This window comes from Candidatus Brevundimonas phytovorans (assembly GCA_029203145.1).
GTDB lineage: Bacteria > Pseudomonadota > Alphaproteobacteria > Caulobacterales > Caulobacteraceae > Brevundimonas > Brevundimonas phytovorans.
In genome coordinates this window covers 1461622-1482240 of record CP119309.1, presented here as the reverse complement: position 1 = coordinate 1482240, position 20619 = coordinate 1461622, and the positions used below count along the sequence as shown (strand labels likewise).

Below are 20619 nucleotides of genomic sequence, written 5' to 3'. Positions count from 1 at the left end.
CCATGGCTCGCTATGTGTTCATCACCGGCGGCGTGGTTTCCTCGCTAGGAAAAGGCCTCGCCTCCGCCGCTCTCGGCGCTCTTTTGCAGGCACGAGGTTACAAGGTCCGTCTGCGCAAGCTGGACCCTTATCTGAACGTCGATCCGGGGACGATGAGCCCCTATCAGCACGGCGAGGTCTTCGTGACCGACGACGGCGCCGAGACCGACCTCGATCTGGGCCACTATGAGCGCTTCACCGGCGTCTCGGCCGCCAAGTCGGACAACGTCACGACCGGGCGCATCTATTCGACCATCCTGGAGAAGGAACGTCGCGGCGACTATCTGGGCGCGACCGTCCAGGTGATTCCGCACGTCACCGACCAGATCAAGCAGTTCTGCCTCAGCCCGGCCAAGACGGACGCGGGCGAGGACGTGGACTTCGTCCTGGTCGAGATCGGCGGCACCGTCGGCGACATCGAGGGTCTGCCCTTCTTCGAGGCCATCCGCCAGCTCGGCCAGGACCTGCCGCGCGGTCAGTCCTGCTTTGTCCACCTGACCCTGCTGCCCTTCATCAAGACGGCCGGCGAGATGAAGACCAAGCCGACGCAGCACTCGGTCAAGGAGCTGCGCTCCATCGGCATCCAGCCCGACATCCTGCTGTGCCGCTGCGAGCAGCCGATCCCGGCCGAGGAAAAGCGCAAGATCGGACAGTTCTGCAACGTGCGCGAGAGCGGCGTCATCCAGGCGATGGACTCGGCCGACATCTACGCCGTGCCGTTGGACTACCACCACGAAGGTCTGGACAGCGAAGTCCTGGCCCACTTCGGCATCACCGACGCGCCTCAGCCCGACCTGTCGAGCTGGGAGGAGATCGTGCGTCGTCGCCTGCATCCGGACGGCGAAGTCACCATCGCCGTGGTCGGCAAGTACACCGTGCTCAAGGACGCCTATAAGTCCCTGATCGAGGCCCTGCATCACGGCGGGGTGGCCAACAACGTCAAGGTCAACATCGACTGGGTCGAGGCCGACACGTTTGAAGGCGACCCCCAGGCCTGCCAGGAGCGTCTGCAGGGCGCCCATGCGGTCCTGGTCCCCGGCGGCTTCGGCGAGCGCGGGGCCGAGGGCAAGATCGAGGCGGCGCGCTTCGCGCGTGAGCGCAAGATCCCTTACTTCGGCATCTGCTTCGGCATGCAGATGGCGGTGATCGAGGCGGCCCGGAATCTGGCGGGTTTCCCCAAGGCGACCTCGACCGAATTCGGCCCGGCGGAAGAACCCGTCGTCGGTCTGATGACCGAGTGGACGCAGGGCAATCAGCGCGTCCTGCGTCAGCAGGGCGGCGACCTGGGCGGCACCATGCGTCTGGGCGCCTATGATTCGACTCTGATCGCGGGGTCCAAGATCGCCGACATCTACGGCTCCACAGAGATCAGTGAGCGCCACCGTCACCGCTATGAGGTGAACATCAACTATCGCGAGGCGATCGAGCAGAAGGCCGGTCTGGTCTTTGCGGGTCTGTCGCCTGACGGCGTCCTGCCGGAAACGGTCGAGCGAACGGACCATCCCTGGTTCATCGGCGTCCAGTACCACCCGGAGCTGAAGAGCCGCCCGTTCAAGCCCCACCCCCTCTTCGCCAGCTTTATCGGCGCCGCCGTGGTGCAGAGCCGCCTCGTCTAGAACGAGGGGCTAGGGCGTGCGGCCCAGCGCCGCCCCCAGGGCCCGCCGGGCGCGCGCGATCCGGGTCTCGACCGCCTTGGGCGTCACGCCGATCAGGCGGGCGATCTCGGCGTGCGAGAGGCCCTCAAGCGTGGCCAGCAGCAGGGGGGTCTTCAAGGTGTCCGGCAGGCTCGCCACGGTGCGATCCAGAGCCGCCATGCGCCGCCGGTCATCCAACTGAACTTCGCCAGCGGGGGCGTCGTCGCCGACCGCCAGGGCTTCGGGCGCATCCAGACCCATGACGCCGCGCACGGCGCGTCTGACAGCGCGCTTGCGGCCCCAGTCGCGGCATTTGTTGATGGCGATGGCCCTCAGCCAGACGGCGAAGGGCCGCGCGGGGTCGTAGCGACGAATGGCCAGCCAGGCCGCGACATAGGTTTCCTGAACCAGGTCATAGGCGTCGTCGTCTTCGCCCACATAGCGGCGGACGAAGCGATGCAGGTCGGCCTTGGTGGCCTCCATCAGCGCGGTGAAGGCTGCGCGGTCGCCGCGCGCGGCGCGCGCCGGCAGGGAAGCCTCGTCTTCCACCCTCGGACCTATCGGGTTTCTTGCAGCAAGGCGTCGGAGATGCCGCGATCAAAGACGCGGGTCTGTTCGGGCGTCAGGACGGCGCGCATCTCGAAGACATGGGCGATGGTCGCCTTTTGCAGCGCGCCCATGGCGTCATGGAAATGATCGACGGCGGCCTGGACCTGGGGGCTGTCGCCCTGATTGGCGGCGATGGCGGCGGCCAGTTCGCGGTTGGCGGCGCGGACGTCTTCTTCAAGCGCGGGACGGGTCGTGGCGAAGCGGTCCTCGACAACCTTGAGGCGGGCGGCCTGTTCGGGGGTCAGGTCGAGATCATTGTGGACGATGTCGTGCAGGCTGGGCGCCGCGCGTTGCTGCGACACCCATCCGGCCCCGAGCCAGACTCCGGCGCCGCTGACCAGGGCGGCCAACAGAGCCGTCAGGGCGATGGACTTCCAGCTCGCGATCATCGACTGGCCTCCAGCCGGAACAGGGGGGAGGAGGCGCTGGCCAGACTGAAGACCTGGATTTCGGAAGGGGGCGCGGGGCGGGTGAGGGCGAACAGGCCGCCATTGGCCACGCCGACGACCAGGGCCATGGCCAGGGCCGCCATGCGGACCTGACCCAGGCGCCGTTCGGACTGTAGCTGCTCAATCCGGCCCCAGACATCGGTCTCGAGATTGCCCAGTCGGGATTCCTCGACCTGTGCGTTTCCGATCAGCCTGTCGATCTGGTGCGTCATCGCTTCGCCCTCGCCTTGCCTGTCTGTCTATACGCGTCCTCGAGGCGGCGCCCTCAGCCTGGACGCCAGTTCATGAAAAAGGCGCCGGACGTTGCCGCCCGGCGCCTTGATCGTCAGCCTGATCCGGGGATCAGCAGCTGTAGTACATGTCGAACTCGACCGGGTGCGGGTGCAGTTGCAGGCGGGCGACTTCTTCCGACTTCAGCGCGATGTAGCTGTCGATGAAGTCGTCATCCATGACGCCGCCCTTCTTGAGGAAGGCGCGGTCGGCGTCGAGCGCATCGAGGGCTTCCTTCAGCGAACCGGCGACCTCGGGAATCGAGCCGCGCTCTTCCGGCGGCAGGTCGTAGAGGTTCTTGTCGGCGGCCGCGCCCGGATCGATGCGGTTCTCGATCCCGTCCAGACCGGCCATCAGCAGGGCGACGAAGGTCAGGTAGGGGTTGCCCATCGGGTCGGGGAAGCGGGCTTCCAGACGCTTGGCCTTGGGCGAGGAGACGTGCGGAATGCGGATCGAGGCCGAACGGTTGCTGGCCGAATAGGCCAGCTTCACCGGGGCTTCATAGCCGGGGACCAGACGCTTGTAGGAGTTGGTGGTCGAGTTGGCGAAGGCGTTGATGGCCTTGGCGTGCTTGATGATGCCGCCGATGTACCACAGACATTCCTGCGACAGGCCGGCGTACTTGTCGCCTGCGAACTGGGGCTTGCCGTCCTTCCAGATCGACATGTGGACGTGCATGCCCGAGCCGTTGTCGGCGAACATGGGCTTGGCCATGAAGGTCGCCGACTTGCCGTAGGCGGCGGCCACGTTGTGGATCACGTATTTGTAGAGCTGCAGGCGGTCGGCCATGGTCAGCAGGTCGCTGAACTTCAAGCCCAGTTCGTGCTGCGCCGGGGCGACCTCGTGGTGATGCTTCTCCGGGTCCATGCCCAAGTCCTTCATCACGCCCAGCATTTCACCGCGCAGGTCCTGGGCGGAGTCGACCGGGTTGACCGGGAAGTAGCCGCCCTTGTGACCCGGGCGGTGGCCCAGGTTGCCCTCGGCGTATTCAGCGCCGGTGTTGGACGGCAGTTCGATCGAGTCGAAGCTGTAGCCGGTGTTGTGCGGCGCGGTGTTCCAGCGCACGTCGTCGAAGATGAAGAACTCGGCTTCCGGGCCGAAATAGACCACGTCGCCCACGCCCGAAGACTGGACATAGGCCAGGGCCTTCTTGGCCATCGAACGGCTGTCGCGGTTGTAGGGCTCGCCCGTGTCGGGGCTCAGGACGTCGCAGAACAGGAAGAGCGTCGTCTGCTGATAGAAGGGGTCGATGTAGGCGCGCGTCAGGTCCGGCTTCAGCAGCATGTCGGACTCGTTGATGGCCTTCCAGCCCGCGATCGACGAACCGTCGAACATGGTGCCTTCTTCGAGGAATTCCTCATCGACCATGCCGATGTCGAAGGTCACGTGCTGCAAGCGGCCGCGCGTATCGGTGAAACGGATGTCGACGTACTGGACGTCCTTGTCCTGGATCTCTTGAAGGATCTTTTGGGCGGCGCTCATGCTCGAAGTCCTGTTGGTTCGGGGAGGAGAGGAGGAACGAAAGGCGGCCGCCCGCAAGGGACGGCCGTGGTGGTGGTCAGATCGCCTGGGCGCCGGTTTCGCCGGTGCGGATGCGGATCACGTCTTCCAGAGCGGAGACGAAAATCTTGCCGTCGCCGATCTTTCCGGTGCGAGCTGCGGTCTGGATGGCGTCAACGACCGCAGGAGCCAGATCATCGGCCACGACGACCTCGATCTTGATCTTGGGCAGGAAGTCGATGACGTACTCGGCGCCGCGATAAAGCTCGGAATGACCCTTTTGACGGCCATATCCCTTGGCCTCAAGCACGGTCATGCCCTGGACTCCGATATCCTGGAGAGCGTCTTTCACTTCATCCAGCTTGAACGGCTTGATGACGGCTTCAATCTTCTTCATGGCGAGTCCCGAGCGGGCTCCTTGGTTGGTCCGACGCTCGGGTCGTAAAGGGACATTGCATTGCACCATAAGGCAAGCAATTTTCGTGCTCAGAGGACATCCGTGAACGGAATTCGATCATGAACCCGATCAACGACCCCATGACATGGCTAAGCCTGCTGCCCTGGCCTGGCGCGGAGGCGCACAAGCATGCGCGCGGACGGCTCGGCGTGGTGTCGGGCGGCGCCCTGTCGACCGGCGCGGCGCGGCTGGCGGCGCGGGCGGGTCTGAGAATCGGCGCTGGCCTGGTGAAGGTCTTCTGCCCGCCGGATGCGGCGCCGGTCCTGGCGCCGAGGCTGGAGGCGATCATGCTGGCCAGCTTCGCCACAGCCGAGCAACTGGCTACGTTGGCTCAACCGATGGACGCCGTGGTGATCGGCCCCGCAGCGGGCCTGACAGAGGCGACGGCGGCCAATGTCGCGGCTCTGGGACGCTCTGGCGCGGCGCTGGTGATCGACGCCGACGCCCTGACCCTGTTTCGCGACCGCCCCGACGACCTGTTCGCCTGTCTGCACCGGGGCGACGTGCTGACGCCGCATGAGGGGGAGTTCGAACGCTTGTTCCCTGGTCTGCTGACTAAGGGGCGTGAGGCGGCGGCTGTAGAGGCCGCAGAGCGGGCAGGGGCGGTCGTGGTGCTGAAGGGCAGCGCCACGGTCATCGCCGCCTCTGACGGGCGCTGTGTGGTCAACGGCAACGGTTCGCCCTGGCTGGCGACGGCGGGCAGCGGCGACGTGCTGGCCGGGATGATCGGCGGGCTGCTGGCCCAGCATATGGACAGCTTTGACGCGGCCTGCGCGGCGGTCTGGATGCACGCGGACGCGGCGCATCGTTTCGGGCCGGGGCTGATCGCCGAGGATTTGCCGGACCTGGTCCCGACGGTTCTGGCCGACCTTTATCGCGGCTGAAGCCTGTGGTGCGGATGAGAGGACTCGAACCTCCACGCCTCTCGGCGCCAGAACCTAAATCTGGTGCGTCTACCAGTTCCGCCACATCCGCATAGGTAGGCCGATGCCTGTAGGCGAGGGCGCGGGATTGGGCAATCGGCCATCGCACCACCAGCCATGAAAAAAGGCCCCGGATCGCTCCGGGGCCTTTCTGTCTCGCAGGAAAGATTGATCCGAGGATCAGTCCTTCTTGTTGTCGACCCCGTGGCCGAGCGCTTCGACGGCCGTTTCCAGCGTCGAGTCCTCGGTGATGTCGATGCCCTTGGCCAGCTTGGAGTGAGCGAAGCCGTAGAGGGCGTAGATCAGGGCGCCGACGACGGCGTAGACGCCGAGGATGGTCAGCGGCAGCGGATTGTCGTTCAGGGCGTGCTGGATCATCGGGATGAAGTTGAACGAGGCCAGCGCCAGGCAGGCCACGATACCCAGAACTGCGGTGACAACGCCGCCGGGGACCTTGAACGGACGCTCCATCTCAGGGTGCTTGATACGCAGCACGATGACCGACAGGCAGACGATGGCGAAGGCCGTCGCCGTGCCCAGCGACACCAGGTCGCCCAGGATCGAGATCGGCAGGAAGGACGCCGCGATCGCGATCACGATGCCCAGCAGGATGGTGCCGATCCAGGGGGTGCGGAACTTGGGGTGGATGGTGGCGAACACCTTCGGCAGCAGGCCGTCGCGGGCCATGGTGTAGAAGATGCGCGTCTGGCCGTAGCAGAGCACCAGCATGACCGAGGACAGGCCGGTGACGGCGCCGATCTTGATCAGGAAGGCGATCAGGTTCAGCTGACCGCTGGGCGCAGCGGCCAGCGGCACATTGGCCCATTCCAGACCCATGCGGTCGATGGCGACGGCGATCGGGGCCGGCGAGGCCAGTTCCAGGTAGGGAACCACGCCGGTCATGACAGCAGCCACAGCCATGTAGATCAGGGTGCAGACGAACAGGGCGCCCAGAATGCCGACCGGCACGTCCTTGGACGGGTTCTTGGCTTCGGCAGCTGCGGTCGAGACGGCCTCGAAACCCACGTAGGCGAAGAAGATGATCGACGCGCCGCGGAAGATGCCGCCGACGCCGAACTGGTCCCAGGTCGCGCCTTGAGCCGGGATGAAGGGCTGCCAGTTGGCCGGGTTGATGTACTGGATGCCGACCGCGATGAAGGTCAGCAGGACGATGATCTTGATGACGACGATGGCGTTGTTGATGTTGGCCGATTCCGACACGCCAAGCACCAGCAGGCCGCAGACGGCGGCGATGCCGATGGCTGCAACCAGGTTGAACGTGCCCGTCATCGGGAAGCCCGCATCAGGGCCGCTGGCGATGTACTGGATCAGGGGCGTCGCCCACTGGGGGCCTTCACCGCCGGCGAAACTTATCGTTGGGAAGAGACTGGCGCTTAATCCGAAGTCGTTCAGGATCGACACGACATAGCCGGACCAGCCGACCGCGACGGTCGAGGCGGCGACGCCGTATTCCAGCACCAGCAGCCAGCCCATGATCCAGGCGAAGACTTCACCCAGGGTGCCATAGGCATAGGTGTAGGCCGAACCCGACACGGGCATGGTCGAGGCCAGTTCCGCATAGCAGAGCCCCGCCAGACCGCAGGCGATGCCGGCGATCACAAAGGAGAACATGATGGCCGGACCGGCGTGCGCCGAGGCGACCTGACCCGTCAGAACGAAGATACCGGCGCCGATAATGGCGCCGATGCCCAGGCTCATCAGATTCATGGGGCCCAAGGTCCGTTTCAGCTCGCTCTTGGCGGCTTCCTTCTGGATCTGGGCAATGGATTTCTTGAGAAATAGCTGGTTGCCAGTTGGCTTTACGCCGTTTGCGGACATGTAGTCGCGCCCCCATCGATACACACGGCAGGCCCTCCCCGGGCTGCCTTCTTGGGGCCGGACGCTAACCATGGATCGGCCCGCGCGCAACGCGGTTTCCGAATGATGAAGTGATGACGACGCTTTCGTGAACCGGGGCGTTGCGGCTAAGGCCCATCGGATGCTGCCGATTCACGCCGTACTGGAGCCGCTGAAGGCGGCCTTGGCCGCGACCCCTGCGGTCGTTCTGGCCGCCCCGCCAGGGGCGGGCAAGACCACCGTCGTGCCTCTGGCCCTGTTGGATCAGCCCTGGCTGGGCGACCAGAAGGTGCTGGTGCTGGAGCCGCGAAGGCTGGCGGCGCGGGCGGCGGCGGACCGGATGGCGACAACCCTGGGCCAGAAGGCGGGCGGAACCGTCGGCTATCGCACCCGGCTGCAAAGCCGCATCGGCCCCGAGACCCGGATCGAAGTCATCACCGAGGGCGTCTTCACGCGGATGATTCTCGACGACCCGGCGCTGGAGGGCGTCGGCGCGGTCCTGTTCGACGAATTCCACGAGCGCAGCCTGGACGCCGATCTGGGGCTAGCCCTGGCGCGTGAGAGCCAGTCGGTGCTGCGCGACGACCTGCGGCTGCTGGTCATGTCCGCGACGCTGGATATCGCGGGGGTGTCCAAGCTGCTGGACGGCGCCCCGGTGATCGAGGCCGAGGGGCGGATGTTCCCGGTCGAGACCCTCTATCTGGGCCGAAACGCCACTGAGCGATTCGAGGACGCCGTGGCGCGGGCGATCATGCTGGCGCTGGGCGACCAGACCGGGTCCGTGTTGGTCTTCCTGCCGGGGCAGGGCGAGATCCACCGCACGGTTCAGCGTCTGAACGAGCGGCTGCGCGATCCCTCCGTCGATGTGGTCGCCCTCTATGGCGCGCTGGACAAGGGCGAGCAGGATCGGGCCATCGAACCGGCGCCGCCCGGACGGCGCAAGGTGGTGCTGGCGACCTCGGTGGCGGAAACCAGCCTGACCATCGAAGGCGTGCGGGTGGTGATCGACGGCGGCCTGTCGCGCGTGCCGCGGTTCGAGCCGTCCAGCGGTCTGACCCGGCTGGCGACGGTCAAGGTCAGTCGGTCCTCGGCGGAGCAGAGGCGAGGGCGGGCCGGGCGTGTCGAGCCGGGTGTCTGCTATCGCCTGTGGGACGAGGAGCAGACGCGGGGTCTGGTCCCGCATCAACGGCCGGAGATTCAGGAAGCCGACCTGACCGCCTTCGCGCTGGACCTGGCGCGCTGGGGCGCAAAGTCGGTCGAGGGTCTGGCCCTGCTGGACCCGCCGCCCGCCGGAGCGCTGGCCGAGGCGCGGAAGGTGCTGACACGGCTGGGGGCGCTGGACGCCAAGGGTGATCTGACGGCGCACGGGCGGCGGTTGACCCGCATCCCCCTGCCGCCGCGACTGGCGCACATGGTGGCGATTGCCTCGGATCAGGACGACGCCCTGAGCGGGGCGAAGATAGCGGCCGTGTTGAGCGAGCCGGGCCTAGGCGGTAACGCTATCGATCTGCACGACCGGCTGAAGGGGTTGGAGCGCGACCGTTCGCCAAGGGCGCGCGATGCGATGAAGCTTGCCGAGCGCTGGGCGCGGGCGGCGGGCGGCGGGCAAGGCGGCGAGGCGGATGCCGGTCTGTTGCTAGCCGAGGCCTTCCCCGAGCGGATCGCGCGGGCGCGCGGCAAGCCGGGCGAGGTGCTGCTGGCGTCCGGGCGTGGTGCCTTCCTCGATCCAACCGAACATATGGCGCGCGAGCCTTGGCTGGCGGTGGCGGAACTCGGCGGCGGCGACGCGCGCGACCGCATTCGTCTGGCTGCGGCGCTGGACGCGGCGACGCTGGAGACCGATCTGGCCCACCGGATCGAGGTCGAGGACCGCTTGGCCCGCGAACCGTCGGGCAAGCCGGTGATCCGCCGTATCCGCCGGATCGGGGCGTTGGTGCTGGACGAGAAGGTCGTCGGCGCGCCGGATCGGGCGACCATGACGGCGGCGCTGAAATCCGAAGTCGAGGCAGCGGGGCTGAAGGCCTTGAACTGGGGCGAGCAGGCGGGGGCGCTGCGGGCGCGGCTGGCCTTCCTGCACGGGCTTGATGCGACCTGGCCCGAGGTATCGGACGAGGGGCTGCTGGCGCTGCGCGAGGACTGGTTGTGGCCGCTGCTGGACGGGGCGCGGTCGCTGGGCGACATCGGCGACGCCAAGCTGGCTGAGGCTCTGCGTGGGCTGATCCCGTGGGATTTGCAGCGCAAGCTCGATGAGTTGGCCCCACCGCGCCTGACCACGCCGTTGGGTTCGGCCTCGATAGACTACGCCGCCGAGGGCGGGCCGCGCGTCGAGATTCGGGTGCAGGAGCTGTTCGGGGTGAAGGCCCACCCCACGGTCGGCGGCGGGCGGGTTCCGCTGACTCTGTCCCTGCTGTCGCCCGCGCGGCGGCCGGTGCAGGTGACGAAGGATCTGGTCGGGTTCTGGAGCGGGTCATGGGCGGCGGTGCGCAGCGAGATGCGCGGACGCTATCCGCGCCACCCCTGGCCGGAAGACCCCGCCAATGCCGCCCCGACCAACCGGGTCAAACCGCGCGGGACATAGGCCTGTCTTGACGGCGGACCGCGATGCGCCGCAATGACCTTGCATCAATGCAAGGATTTCGCGTGGCCGACGCTGCACTCTCACCGCCTTTTGCCTCCAAGCGGAGAATTCTGTTCGCCAGCCTGATCGGCACGACGATCGAGTTCTTTGACTTCTACATCTACGCCACGGCGGCGGTGCTGGTGTTTCCGGCCCTCTTTTTCCCGGGCGAGGACGCCACGACGGCCATGTTGGCCTCGTTCGCCACCTTCTCCATCGCCTTCTTCGCGCGGCCGGTCGGAGCCGTTGTCTTCGGCCACTTCGGCGACAAGGTGGGGCGCAAGGCGACGCTGGTCGCCGCCTTGATGACCATGGGGCTGTCGACGGTGGCCATCGGCCTGCTGCCGACCTACCAGTCCGTCGGCCTGCTGGCGCCCCTGCTGCTGGCCCTGTGCCGCTTCGGTCAGGGTCTGGGTCTGGGCGGCGAGTGGGGCGGGGCCATCCTGCTGGCGACCGAGAATGCGCCTCCGGGCAAGAAGGCCTGGTACGGGATGTTCCCGCAACTGGGTGCGCCGATCGGCTTCATCCTGTCGACCTTGAGCTTCATCATCCTGACGGCGACCCTGCCGAACGAGCAGTTCCTGAGCTGGGGCTGGCGCATTCCCTTCATCGCCAGCTCGCTGCTGGTCTTTGTCGGCCTCTGGGTCCGCCTGCGGATCACCGAGACGCCGGAGTTCAAGAAGACCATCGACAAGGCCGAGCGGGTCGAGACGCCGATCCTGACCCTGTTGGCGCGGCACAAGTTCGCCCTGCTGACCGGGACGCTGGCGGGGATGGCGACCTTTGTTCTCTTCTATCTGATGACCGTCTTCGCCCTGGGCTGGGGCACTACGGCGATGGGCTATACGCGCGAGCAGTTCCTGCCGATCCAACTGCTGGGGGTCTGCTTCTTCGGGCTGTTCATTCCGTTGTCGGCCTTGGCGGCGGATCGCTGGGGGCAGGGGCGGACCCTGCTGGCGGCCTCGGTCGGCATCGCCCTGTTTGGGATGGTGCTGGCCCCGCTGTTCGGCAGCGGCGGGCTGGCCGGCGTGGTGGCCTTCTTCATCATCGGCTTCAGCCTGATGGGCTGCACCTATGGGCCGCTGGGCGCTGCGCTGGCGCGGCCCTTCCCGACGGCGGTGCGTTACACCGGGGCGTCGATGACCTTCAATCTGGCGGGGATTCTGGGGGCGTCGCTGGCGCCGTTCGCGGCGACCTGGCTGGCCGGTCACTACGGCTTGCAGGCCGTGGGCGCCTATCTGGCCGTCGCCGCCGTCCTGACCATTCTGGCCCTGCTGGGCATGAACCGGATCAAGACGGACGGCGAGGCGTAGGGCCTAGATGTCTGTGCCGTAGGCCGCGTCGGTCACGGCATAGACCATGATGCCGGTGGCGATGGCCAGGTTCAGGCTGTCGGCCCGGCCGCGCATGGGGATCTTGACGTTCAGGTCACAGGCGGCGGCCAGTTCGTCGGTCAGTCCGGCCTGTTCGTTGCCCATCAGGATCAGGGCCGGATGGCGCACAGGGCTGTCGCGATAGCCATGCTGGGCGTCCAGACGCGTGCCGATGACGCTACCCGGCCACTTGGCGCGCCAGGTCAGGAAGTCTTCCTTAGAGGTCCGACTGATGGTGACGGCGAAGACCGAGCCCATGGTGGCGCGCACGGCCTCGACCGAGAAGGGATCAACGCAGTCGCCAATCAGGATGACGCCGCCGCAACCGGCGGAATCCGCCGTGCGGATGATGGTGCCCAGATTGCCCGGATCGCGCACCTGCTCCAGCGCCACCCAGCAGGGCTTGGCGTCGGGCTGGATAGCCTCCAACGGGGTATAGACTTGCTCGAACACGCCCAGAACCGTCTGCGGATTGTCGCGACGGCTGATCTTTTCGAGGATGGCGTGGGTGACGACGATGATCTGGCCGCCGGCCTTGATGGTTTCGGCCTTGGCGCGGTCTAGCAGGGGGTGAGGCCGAGCCTCTTCGCCGACCAGCAGCATGACCGGGGCGCGGCCCTGATCCAGCGCCTCGCCGATGAATTTCAGACCTTCGGCCAGGAAGCGCCCGGTCAGGTCGCGTTCCTTGCGCATATGCAGGGCGCGGACCGACTTGATGGTGTCGTTGGTCAGGGAGGTGATGACGCGCTCGTACATCAGGCGGGACCCCCATCTTTACTCCAACGCGCGAAGAAGCTGAGGCCGATGGCGCGGGCGTTCGGGCCATCCTCCGACAGGGCCAGTTCGCCCCAGTCGATGCGCCCGCCGCGGTCATGGGTCGCCTCGGCCATGGCGTGGGCCAGAGACAGGCCGGAAATCCGCGCGGCATAGGCGTTGAGCAGCAGGAAGGAGGCGTCGTCGGACAGCAGGGCGGCGCAGTCCTTCAGCAGCTCGGGCATGTCCTCGAACAGCCGCCAGACCTCGCCATTCGCGCCGCGACCGTACTTGGGCGGGTCCAGGATGATGCCGTCGTACTTCGAGCCGCGACGGACCTCGCGGGCGACGAACTTGCGGGCGTCCTCGACGATCCAGCGGATCGGGTGGTCGGACAGGCCGGACTGTTCGGCATTCTCGCGGGCGTAGGCCACGGACTTCTTGGAGGCGTCGACGTGGGTCACGTGCGCGCCAGCGGCGGCGGCGGCCAGACTGGCCACGCCGGTGTAGCCGAACAGGTTCAGGATCTTGGGCTGGGTCAGCGTGCGGATGCGGGCGTCCATCCATTCCCAGTTCGCCGCCTGCTCGGGGAAGAAGGCCAGATGGCGGAAGGGGGTGAAGCGGCCGGTGAAGCGCACGTCGCGCCATTTCAGCGGGAAGGCGTCGATGGGGCCATGGGTGTCGAAGCGCCAGCGACCGGCGTCCTCTTCTTCCTGCTGCGGATCGAAGACGGCGGTGGCAAGCTCGAAGGCGGCCGGATCCCGCGGCGCCCAGAAGCATTGCGGCTCGGGCCGGACCACGGTGAAGCGGCCGTAGCGCTCCAGCTTGCGACCGTGGCCGCTGTCCAGCAGCGCATAGTCGGACCAGCCTCGCGTGACGAGGGTTTCGGGCGTGGAGGAGAGAACGGGAGCCATCTGCGGCTGATAGGCGCTCAGGCGGCTGCTCGTCCAGCGTCGGCGACCAATGGCTCGCTGATCGCCGGGAAATCCTGGGGCGCGACGTCGGGCTTGTGGGCTGTCTTGTCCCAACGGTGAGGCTCGGCGATCAGTCGGACCAAGGCGTGGGCGAAGGCCAGGCTGAGCAGCGACCAGTAGGCGGGGGCCGCCAGCATGTCCCAACCGCTGAACGGCGTACTGGCCCGTCGGGCGCCGATGGCGGTCGTCAGAACAGCCGCCGACGTGCCGCTCAACAGAATCCCCAGCCCCAGCCAGGGCGTTGCGGGCAGTTGCCGCGCCAGCATCGCTGTCAGGAAGAAGGTTGTAATCCAGGCGAGCGACAGGGCGTGCAGGGCGGCCGACGCCAGGGCCGCGCCGAGCGTCAAACTCATGGCGCTCCACCCTCGCCAGCCCATGCCGGCAGCGAAGCGGGTATGGACGAGCAAGGTCTGCATATAGCCCTTCAGCCAGCGGGTCCGCTGGGGCAGCCAGTGAAGCAGGCGACCGGGCGGCGTTTCATAGGTGGGGCGGGCGAGCACGCCGAGCCGCCAGCCGCGCCGCCAGATGCGAAAACCCAGGTCGGCGTCCTCGGTCACGTTCCACGCGTCCCAACCGCCCAGGGCGCGCAGGGCGGACACCCGGAAATGATTGCTGGTGCCGCCGAGCGGGAAGGGCAGGCCCATGCGCGCCATCGCCGGCAGGGTGATCTCGAACAGGGCGGCGTATTCGGCGGCGAAATGGCGATCCAGGAAGGGGGAGTTCTCATAGCCCTTGTAAAGACGTCGGATACGCAGCGGGGCTTGCAGGCAGGCCAGGTCGTCGTCCTCTGCGGCGAACCGGGCCGCCGCCTCTTGCAACTGCAAGGGGTCAGGGTCGTCTTCAGCGTCATAGACGGTCAGGAAGTCGCCTCTGGCTACGGCCAGGGCGTGATTGAGGGCGCGGGGCTTGGTGGTGGGCGTGCCCTGCGGAACGATCAGGACGTGCAGCCAGGCGGGCCGGTTGAGCGCCAGGGCGGCGTCGATCGTGACCTGATCGTGGGCCTCCAGCGCCAGGTAGCCGTCCAGCAGATGCGGCGGGTAGTCCAGCCGCGACAGACGCTCGACCAGATGAGGCAGGATCGCGGCCTCGTCATGAAGCGCGACGACAATGGAATAGCGTGGCCAGCGATCGGGCGCCGCCGGCGCCGCCGGGCCAGGGCGTTGGCTGACGAGAATGGTCAGGAGCCGCCAGCCGACGATGATCAGAAAGCTGATCTGCACGAGGTAGGTCAGGGTCCGGCCGACGAGGGAAAGGGTCAGCGCCGAGGCCGTCGTGGCGACGATTAGAAGAATGGCTACCCAGAGTTGCCCTGGAGTCGCCGTGATCTTCGCATTGTCCGCAAATAGACCTGTCGCCGGGCCTTTGGGCCATCGTCCGTGCATCAGGTCCCCCGACCTGTGGTTGTTGACGCTTATTAACTTTAGTGTTTGCGAAATGGCAAGCGATTGGCGATTCGCAGCGGGGCGGCTATGCAGGGGGCTTCCCGAATTGGAGTTCTGGATTGTCCGGCGACTCGACCCCCCCGCCGCGCTCGGCCCGCAAGCCCAAGGGCGAAGGCCATGTTCGGCGCGCAGAGATACTGACGGCGGCGGAGCGCATCTTCGTCGAGCACGGCTATGAGGGCGCGACGATCCGCAAGATCGCCGACGAAGTCGGCCTGTCGTCGACCGCGCTCTACATGCATTTCGCCGACAAGAGCGAGATGCTGCATGAGATCTGCCGCGGGGCCTTTGAGGCGCTGATCGCCTCCCATCAGCAGATCCTGGCTGCGGACGAGGCGCCCGAGGCGCGGCTGCGGCGGATGATCGAGGCCTATATCCAGTTCGGCTTCGACAACCCCAACGCCTATCGGCTGACCTATCTGACGCGGCCGGTCGAGGCGCGCGAGGGCGCGCAGACGGTCGCCCAGGAGACCGGCGCCGAACTGTTCCGTTCCTTCGCCGCCGTGGTCGAGGAGGCTGTGGCGGCCGGGCGGATGCAGGGGGACCCCGCCACCATCGCCCAGGCCATCTGGGCTTGCGGTCACGGCATCGTTTCCCTTCGGATCACCAAGCCCTATTTCGAATGGGCGGATAAGGACGAACTGACCCGGACCATGCTGGACGCCCTGTTCGCGGGGCTGCTCAGGTCGTGAGGGCGGTGCGCGGGGCCTGGCTGGCCCTTTTGGTTCTGACGCCGACGGCCGCCGAGGCGCGCCCCTTGCGGGTGCTGTCGCTGGATCAATGCGCGGACCAGTATGTGCTGGCCCTGGCGCCGGAGGCCGAGCTGGCCCTGTCGTCGCGGGCGGACGATCCCGATTCCTGGATGCGGCAGGCGGCGCGGGGCCGGCCCAAGGTTCGTCCGACGCTGGAGGCCGCCGTGGGGTTCCGGCCGGACGTGGTGGTCCGCTACTGGGGCGGCGAGCCGCGCCTGCTGGCGGCGCTGGAAAAGCGTGGGACGCGCGTGCTGAACATTGATGACGCCACAGACATGGACGGGGTCCGCGAGAACCTGAGGGCCGTGTCGCAGGGGCTGGGGCAGGAGGCGCGGGGCGAGGCCCTGGCGGCCCATATGGATCGGCGGCTGGCCCAGGCGGCGGGGGCAGGGCGTGGACGGGAAGTCGTCTATGTCACGCCGGGCGGCTACACGAGCGGGGCGGGCTCGCTGATCGACGCCGTGCTGAGGGCGGCGGGGTTCCGCAACGGCGTGACGGCGCCGGGCTATCAGCCGCTGGGGATCGAGAAGATCGCTCTGAGCCCGCCGGCCCTGTTTGTGCGCGGCTTCTTCCAGCAGTGGCGAGCGGACTGGCGCGGCGCGGGTCGACATCCGGTGGTTCAGAGGGCGGCGCGGGGGCGGACGGCGGCGGACCTGCCCGCTTCGGCGCTGGGCTGCCCGGCCTGGTTCGCGGCGGACGCCGCCGCTCAACTGGCGGAGGCCGGGCGATGAGGCGCCATCTGATCCTGAATTTGGGGCTGGCGGCGGCCATCCTGCTGGCCGTGATCGCGGCGGTCCTGTTCGGGGAGACGGCCTTGTCGGCGGCCCAGTACGGGCAGGCCGTGGCCGATCCCGCGTCGGGGCCGGGCGAGGTGCTGTGGCAGGTGCGGGCGCCGCGCGCGGTCTGCGCCCTGATGGTCGGGGCGGCGCTGGGGCTGGCGGGGGCTGTGCTGCAAGGCCTGTTGCGGAACCCGCTGGCGGACCCCGGCGTCTTGGGCGTATCCGCCACGGCGGCGCTGGGCGCGGCGGGGGCCATCGTGCTGGGGGCTGCGGCCATCCCCGGTCTGGTCGAGGGCGCGGCCCTGATCGGAGCGGCGCTGGCGGGCCTGTTGCTGGTGGCCATCGCGGCCAGGGTGCGGGCGCCCGAGGCGCTGATCCTGTTCGGGGTGGCGCTGTCGAGCTTCGCCGGGGCGCTGACGGCCCTGATCTTCAACCTGTCGCCGTCGCCGATCGCCTCGGCCGAGGTGATGAACTGGCTGCTGGGCTCGGTGCAGAACCGCAGCTGGATCGACGTGGCCTGGGTCGCGCCGGCGCTTGCCGTGGCCGCTGTCTTCGCAGCCGGGGCGTCGCCCGGCCTGCGGATGCTGACCCTGGGCGAGGAGGCGGCGCGGGCTTCGGGCCTGTCGATGGGCCGGATGCGAGTTCTGGCCCTGATCGCGTCGGCGGTCGCGGCGGGGGCGGCGGTGGCGGTCGCCGGGGTGATCGGCTTTGTCGGTCTGGCGGCGCCGCATCTGGTGCGGGCGGCGGTGCGCGGTGATCCGGGGCGGCTGCTGTGGCCCTCGGCGCTGGCGGGCGGGCTGATGCTGGTGCTGGCCGATCTGGCGGCCCGGCTGGCGCCGACGGATCAGGAACTGAAGCTGGGCGTCTTCACGGCCCTTGTCGGGGCGCCCCTGTTCGCCCTGATCGCATGGCGCGCGGCGCGGGAGTGGCGGCTGTGAGCGCCTTGCTGGAGCTGGACGGCGTGGTGGCGCGCATGGGAGCGGCGACCGTGCTGGACGGGGTCAGCCTGTCGGTCGGCGCAGGTGAGCTGGTCGCTCTGTGCGGCCCGAACGGCGCGGGCAAGTCCAGCGCCATTCGCGCGGGGCTGGGCCTGACGCCCGTGCAGAGCGGCGCGGCCAGGCTGGGCGGCGAGGATGTGCGGCGTCTGTCGGAACGCGAGCGCGGGACGCGGGCGGCCTATCTGCCGCAGGAGCGTCATATCGCCTGGAACCTGCAGGCCATCGAGGTCGCGGCTCTGGGCGCGCCCTTCCTGTCAGGCGCCGAGGCGCTTGAGCGGGCGCGGGCGGCGCTGGGCGAGGTCGGGGCGGGGCACCTGGCCGAGCGCGGCGTGGCCGAGATGTCGGGCGGCGAGCGAGCGAGGGTGCTGCTGGCGCGGGCCCTGGTGGTTCAGGCGCCGCTGCTGCTGGCGGACGAGCCCATCGCCGGGCTGGACCCTGATGCTCAGCTGTTGGTGCTGGAGCGTCTGAGGGCGCGGGCCGACGCGGGCGGGGGCGTGCTGGTCAGCCTGCACGACCTGACGCTGGCGGCGCGAGTGGCGGACCGGGTGGTCGTGCTAGGCGCTGGCCGCGTGGTCGCAGATGCAGCGCCGGTCGAGGCCCTGTCGCCCGCCGTGCTACGGTCTGTCTTCGGTCTGAACGGGGTTTGGGTCGAGGGGCCCGACGGGCCCCTGTTGGCGGCGAGGCGGCTTTCCGGCGGCGGCTGAGGGGCGGGCTGATTGCACGGTGCGGCGAAAAAAACAGTGCAATTCGTGCAATGGGCGGGTCGTGAATGCCGCTGTCATCCTCGGGCTGGACCTGAGGATCGGGGGGGCCTCCGCCCCGCCTTGGCCAGGGTGAGCGCGCGCCCGGCGCTGGATCCTAGGGGCAAGTCCGAGGATGACGGCATTGAGGGGTGTGGGGCGACGGCGGGGTCGCGAGGCGATTGTTGCGATGTCAAAGACCAGGAAGGCGATCCTAGTCCGGTTTTGGAGCGCGGCGCGCTGAAGGCTGGAAATGGGGCTGGAAGGCCCGCCGTGTCTGGGTTGGCTCTGCTGAAGATAAAAACATGGCCTTGCCCCTCTCGTGATCCGAGAGGGGCAAGGCGCATGGCGTTACGGCTGATACGAACGCGGGCCGCTGTTCGGCGGCGTGCCGCGCGCGAGGTCGGCGGAAGGGGTCAGAGGCGCAGAGCCGCCGTTCAGTCGGGCGCGATAGACCTGCATGTTCTCCATCACCCGCATCATGTAGTTGCGCGTCTCGGTGAAGGGGGCGCACTCGATGAAGTCGATGGGGTCGACCTGCTGGCTGCGCGGGTCGCCGCAGCGGGCCACCCATTGCGGCGGGCGGGCCGGACCGGCGTTGTAGCCAACCGTCGCCAGCAGGGGCGAGCCGCCGAAATTGTTGATCAGTTCGCCGAGGTGATAGCTGCCCAGCTTCATGTTGAAGTCAGGATCCCACAACTGTTCCGCCGAATAGCTGATCCCCATGCGGCGGGCCACGCCCTGACCGGTGGCGGGCAGAAGCTGCATCATGCCGCGCGCATCGGCGCCGGAGCGGGCGAGGGGATCGAAGCTGGATTCCTGACGCGCGATGGCCAGGCTGAACTCCGGCGGCGCAGCGCCCGAGACCACTGGCGGCATCCGCAAGGGATACATCCGTTCCGGCATGACAAAGCCGCGCTGGCTGGCGGCGCGGCCGACCATCATGGAGCCGAATTGGTCGCCATAGCCCTGCATCAGGTCGAACACCTGGGCCAGGTCGTAGGCGGGCAGGGTGTCGTCGAGGTGATAGGCGAAAACCCGCAGCAGGGTCTTTTCGCCCGCCGCGCCGAGGATGCGCGTAGCACGCACGACCTCATTGCCCTCGAAGCGGTTGACGTCCTCGGGCGTGGGAGCCGGGTCGCCGGGCAGGGTCAGGGTGGTGATCCCGGCCTTTTCGGCGGCGAGTTGGCCGTAGAAGGTCTGCCAGTGTTCGGCCCCGGCCTTGTACCAGGCCTGGGCGCCAGCCCGGTCGCCGCGGGCCTCGGCGGCGCGGCCCAGCCAGTAGAGAGCGCGGCCCTGGGTGATCGGGGTCGAGGAGCTGTTGCGCAGGATTTCGAAGTGCTGAGCGGCCGAGGCGGGGTCGTTCAGCTTGGTCAGGGCGACCCAGCCGGCGAAGAACTCGGCATCGACCTTGCGCTCGCCCGAGGGGAAGCCGTGGCCGTTCATGGCGGCGTAGGCGGCGCGGGGATTGCCCTGCTGCAGGGCGTCGAGGAAGTAGTTGCGGCGCTCGGTCCAGAGGGTGTCCTGGCCCTCCTTGTGCGACGGCGCGGCAGGCAGGGCGGACAGGAGCGGGAAGGCCTCGGACTGACGACCCGCCGAGCGCAGCAGACGCACACGTTCCAGAACCACGGCCGGGTCGTTGGCGACGGCGGGGCTGAGGCCGGCCACAATGGCGTCGGGCGCATAGGCGGTGCGCAGGGCCATGACGGCGTTGGCCACGGCCTGACGGTCGGCGGGAACCATGGCGACCATGGCGCGCGTGGCCGGGCCGTGCGGGCCCAGCAGCAACATATTCAGGCGGGCGACATGATCTTCAGCGTTCAGCCAGCCGCCCCAGCGGTTGGCGATCGTGGACTGCTGGGCTTCCTCGAAGGAACGGGTGCGCCACCAGTCGCGGATCAGGTCCTGAGCTTCGCGACGCTGGCCCTTCTGATCCAGAGCGGCCGCCAGGGCGATGGCGCCGTCAGCCGTCGTTGGGGCCGTGCCGTTGAAGAAGGCGATGACGGTGTCGGGCGAGGCGTTGGCCATGCTGAGGGCGCGCTCTCCCGCCGCCCGGCGCGAATCACCGCGCGGCCAGTGGGCCAGGTCGGTCTGGGCGCGGGCCAGATCAGTGAAGGACAACTGCCTGTCAGAGGTGTCGACCAGGGCCCATTCGACCAGCTTCTTCGCCGTGGGGTCGGAAATGCGGCTGATGACCGACTGCGTGCCGATCACGTCGCGGGCGCGGGCCGAGGCGAGGCCTTGCTGGAACAGGGCCATGTCCTGGCCGCTGAGAATGCCGTTCTGGCTGGAGGCATAGGGCGCAGGCGCGCTGTTCAGCACGTCCTGGGTTGGCGGAGTCAGAATCGCCAGGGCGGCGGCCACAGTCGTCGCGATCATCAGATGTCCGATCCTCATTCATCACTGGTTGCGGCCGAGCGGCGAGCAACCTACGCTCCCTGCCTCTTCAAAAG

At 68.1% G+C, this 20619-nt stretch carries 18 protein-coding genes and 1 tRNA gene; 8 read left to right on the top strand and 11 right to left on the bottom strand.

Annotation, left to right across the window (positions count from 1 at the left end; translation table 11 throughout):
* Window positions 1-2 precede the first annotated feature (2 nt).
* Window positions 3-1655 (top strand): CTP synthase, encoded by a 1653-nt coding sequence (locus P0Y52_07095; GenBank protein WEK59298.1) that lies wholly within the window; start codon window positions 3-5, stop codon window positions 1653-1655.
* A 9-nt stretch (window positions 1656-1664) separates the two neighbouring features.
* On the opposite strand, the gene P0Y52_07090 is transcribed toward P0Y52_07095, so the two are convergent.
* From P0Y52_07090 to P0Y52_07070, 5 genes are all read right to left on the bottom strand, one after another.
* Window positions 1665-2222, bottom strand: a complete 558-nt coding sequence (locus P0Y52_07090) for an RNA polymerase sigma factor (GenBank protein WEK59297.1) — start codon at window positions 2220-2222, stop codon at window positions 1665-1667.
* A gap of 8 nt (window positions 2223-2230) precedes the next feature.
* A complete protein-coding gene (locus P0Y52_07085; GenBank protein ID WEK59296.1) occupies window positions 2231-2671 on the bottom strand; it encodes a periplasmic heavy metal sensor in 441 nt (146 codons plus the stop codon).
* Window positions 2668-2943, bottom strand: coding sequence for a hypothetical protein (locus tag P0Y52_07080; protein ID WEK59295.1), 276 nt, complete (start codon window positions 2941-2943; stop codon window positions 2668-2670). Before P0Y52_07080 ends, P0Y52_07085 begins: the two co-directional genes overlap by 4 nt.
* Window positions 2944-3073: 130 nt before the next feature.
* Window positions 3074-4483, bottom strand: coding sequence for a type I glutamate--ammonia ligase (gene glnA, locus P0Y52_07075; protein WEK59294.1), 1410 nt, complete (start codon window positions 4481-4483; stop codon window positions 3074-3076).
* A 76-nt stretch (window positions 4484-4559) separates the two neighbouring features.
* Window positions 4560-4898: a P-II family nitrogen regulator gene (locus P0Y52_07070; protein ID WEK59293.1), complete on the bottom strand. Its 339-nt coding sequence runs from the start codon at window positions 4896-4898 to the stop codon at window positions 4560-4562.
* Window positions 4899-5017: 119 nt separating this feature from the next.
* Between P0Y52_07070 and P0Y52_07065 the strand changes: the two genes are divergently transcribed.
* Window positions 5018-5842 carry an NAD(P)H-hydrate dehydratase gene (locus tag P0Y52_07065; GenBank protein ID WEK59292.1) on the top strand — a complete coding sequence of 275 codons (825 nt, stop codon included), beginning with the start codon at window positions 5018-5020 and terminating at the stop codon, window positions 5840-5842.
* Window positions 5843-5848: 6 nt separating this feature from the next.
* On the opposite strand, the gene P0Y52_07060 is transcribed toward P0Y52_07065, so the two are convergent.
* Together P0Y52_07060 and P0Y52_07055 are read right to left on the bottom strand one after the other, a co-directional pair.
* Window positions 5849-5933 (bottom strand) — tRNA-Leu (locus P0Y52_07060).
* 128 nt (window positions 5934-6061) lie between these two features.
* Complete coding sequence (locus P0Y52_07055) at window positions 6062-7720, bottom strand: amino acid permease (GenBank protein ID WEK59291.1); 1659 nt, start codon at window positions 7718-7720, stop codon at window positions 6062-6064.
* 160 nt (window positions 7721-7880) lie between these two features.
* Between P0Y52_07055 and hrpB the strand changes: the two genes are divergently transcribed.
* Both hrpB and P0Y52_07045 read left to right on the top strand, forming a co-directional pair.
* Window positions 7881-10316, top strand: coding sequence for an ATP-dependent helicase HrpB (gene hrpB / locus P0Y52_07050; protein ID WEK59290.1), 2436 nt, complete (start codon window positions 7881-7883; stop codon window positions 10314-10316).
* Between the two features lie 62 nt (window positions 10317-10378).
* A complete protein-coding gene (locus P0Y52_07045; protein WEK59289.1) occupies window positions 10379-11668 on the top strand; it encodes an MFS transporter in 1290 nt (429 codons plus the stop codon).
* A gap of 3 nt (window positions 11669-11671) precedes the next feature.
* On the opposite strand, the gene P0Y52_07040 is transcribed toward P0Y52_07045, so the two are convergent.
* The 3 genes from P0Y52_07040 to P0Y52_07030 are packed head-to-tail and all read right to left on the bottom strand — an operon-like array spanning window position 11672 to window position 14675.
* A complete protein-coding gene (locus P0Y52_07040; GenBank protein WEK59288.1) occupies window positions 11672-12484 on the bottom strand; it encodes an RNA methyltransferase in 813 nt (270 codons plus the stop codon).
* The gene (locus tag P0Y52_07035; GenBank protein ID WEK59287.1) at window positions 12484-13395 is read right to left on the bottom strand and encodes a class I SAM-dependent methyltransferase; all 912 of its coding nucleotides are present in this window, start codon (window positions 13393-13395) and stop codon (window positions 12484-12486) included. The genes P0Y52_07040 and P0Y52_07035 overlap by 1 nt, the downstream gene beginning before the upstream one ends.
* Before the next feature lie 17 nt (window positions 13396-13412).
* Window positions 13413-14675, bottom strand: a complete 1263-nt coding sequence (locus P0Y52_07030) for a glycosyltransferase family 2 protein (protein ID WEK59286.1) — start codon at window positions 14673-14675, stop codon at window positions 13413-13415.
* A gap of 281 nt (window positions 14676-14956) precedes the next feature.
* Between P0Y52_07030 and P0Y52_07025 the strand changes: the two genes are divergently transcribed.
* From P0Y52_07025 to P0Y52_07010, 4 genes are read left to right on the top strand one after another with little or no spacing between them, the layout of a single operon-like run.
* Window positions 14957-15589 (top strand): TetR/AcrR family transcriptional regulator, encoded by a 633-nt coding sequence (locus P0Y52_07025; protein WEK59285.1) that lies wholly within the window; start codon window positions 14957-14959, stop codon window positions 15587-15589.
* The gene (locus tag P0Y52_07020; protein ID WEK59284.1) at window positions 15586-16380 is read left to right on the top strand and encodes an ABC transporter substrate-binding protein; all 795 of its coding nucleotides are present in this window, start codon (window positions 15586-15588) and stop codon (window positions 16378-16380) included. Before P0Y52_07025 ends, P0Y52_07020 begins: the two co-directional genes overlap by 4 nt.
* Complete coding sequence (locus tag P0Y52_07015) at window positions 16377-17366, top strand: iron ABC transporter permease (protein WEK59283.1); 990 nt, start codon at window positions 16377-16379, stop codon at window positions 17364-17366. The genes P0Y52_07020 and P0Y52_07015 overlap by 4 nt, the downstream gene beginning before the upstream one ends.
* On the top strand, window positions 17363-18130 hold the full coding sequence (locus P0Y52_07010) for an ABC transporter ATP-binding protein (GenBank protein WEK59282.1): 768 nt from the start codon (window positions 17363-17365) through the stop codon (window positions 18128-18130). Before P0Y52_07015 ends, P0Y52_07010 begins: the two co-directional genes overlap by 4 nt.
* A 387-nt stretch (window positions 18131-18517) precedes the next feature.
* Here P0Y52_07010 and P0Y52_07005 read toward each other — a convergent pair whose 3' ends face one another.
* Window positions 18518-20545: a lytic transglycosylase domain-containing protein gene (locus P0Y52_07005; GenBank protein ID WEK59281.1), complete on the bottom strand. Its 2028-nt coding sequence runs from the start codon at window positions 20543-20545 to the stop codon at window positions 18518-18520.
* Window positions 20546-20619 lie beyond the last annotated feature (74 nt).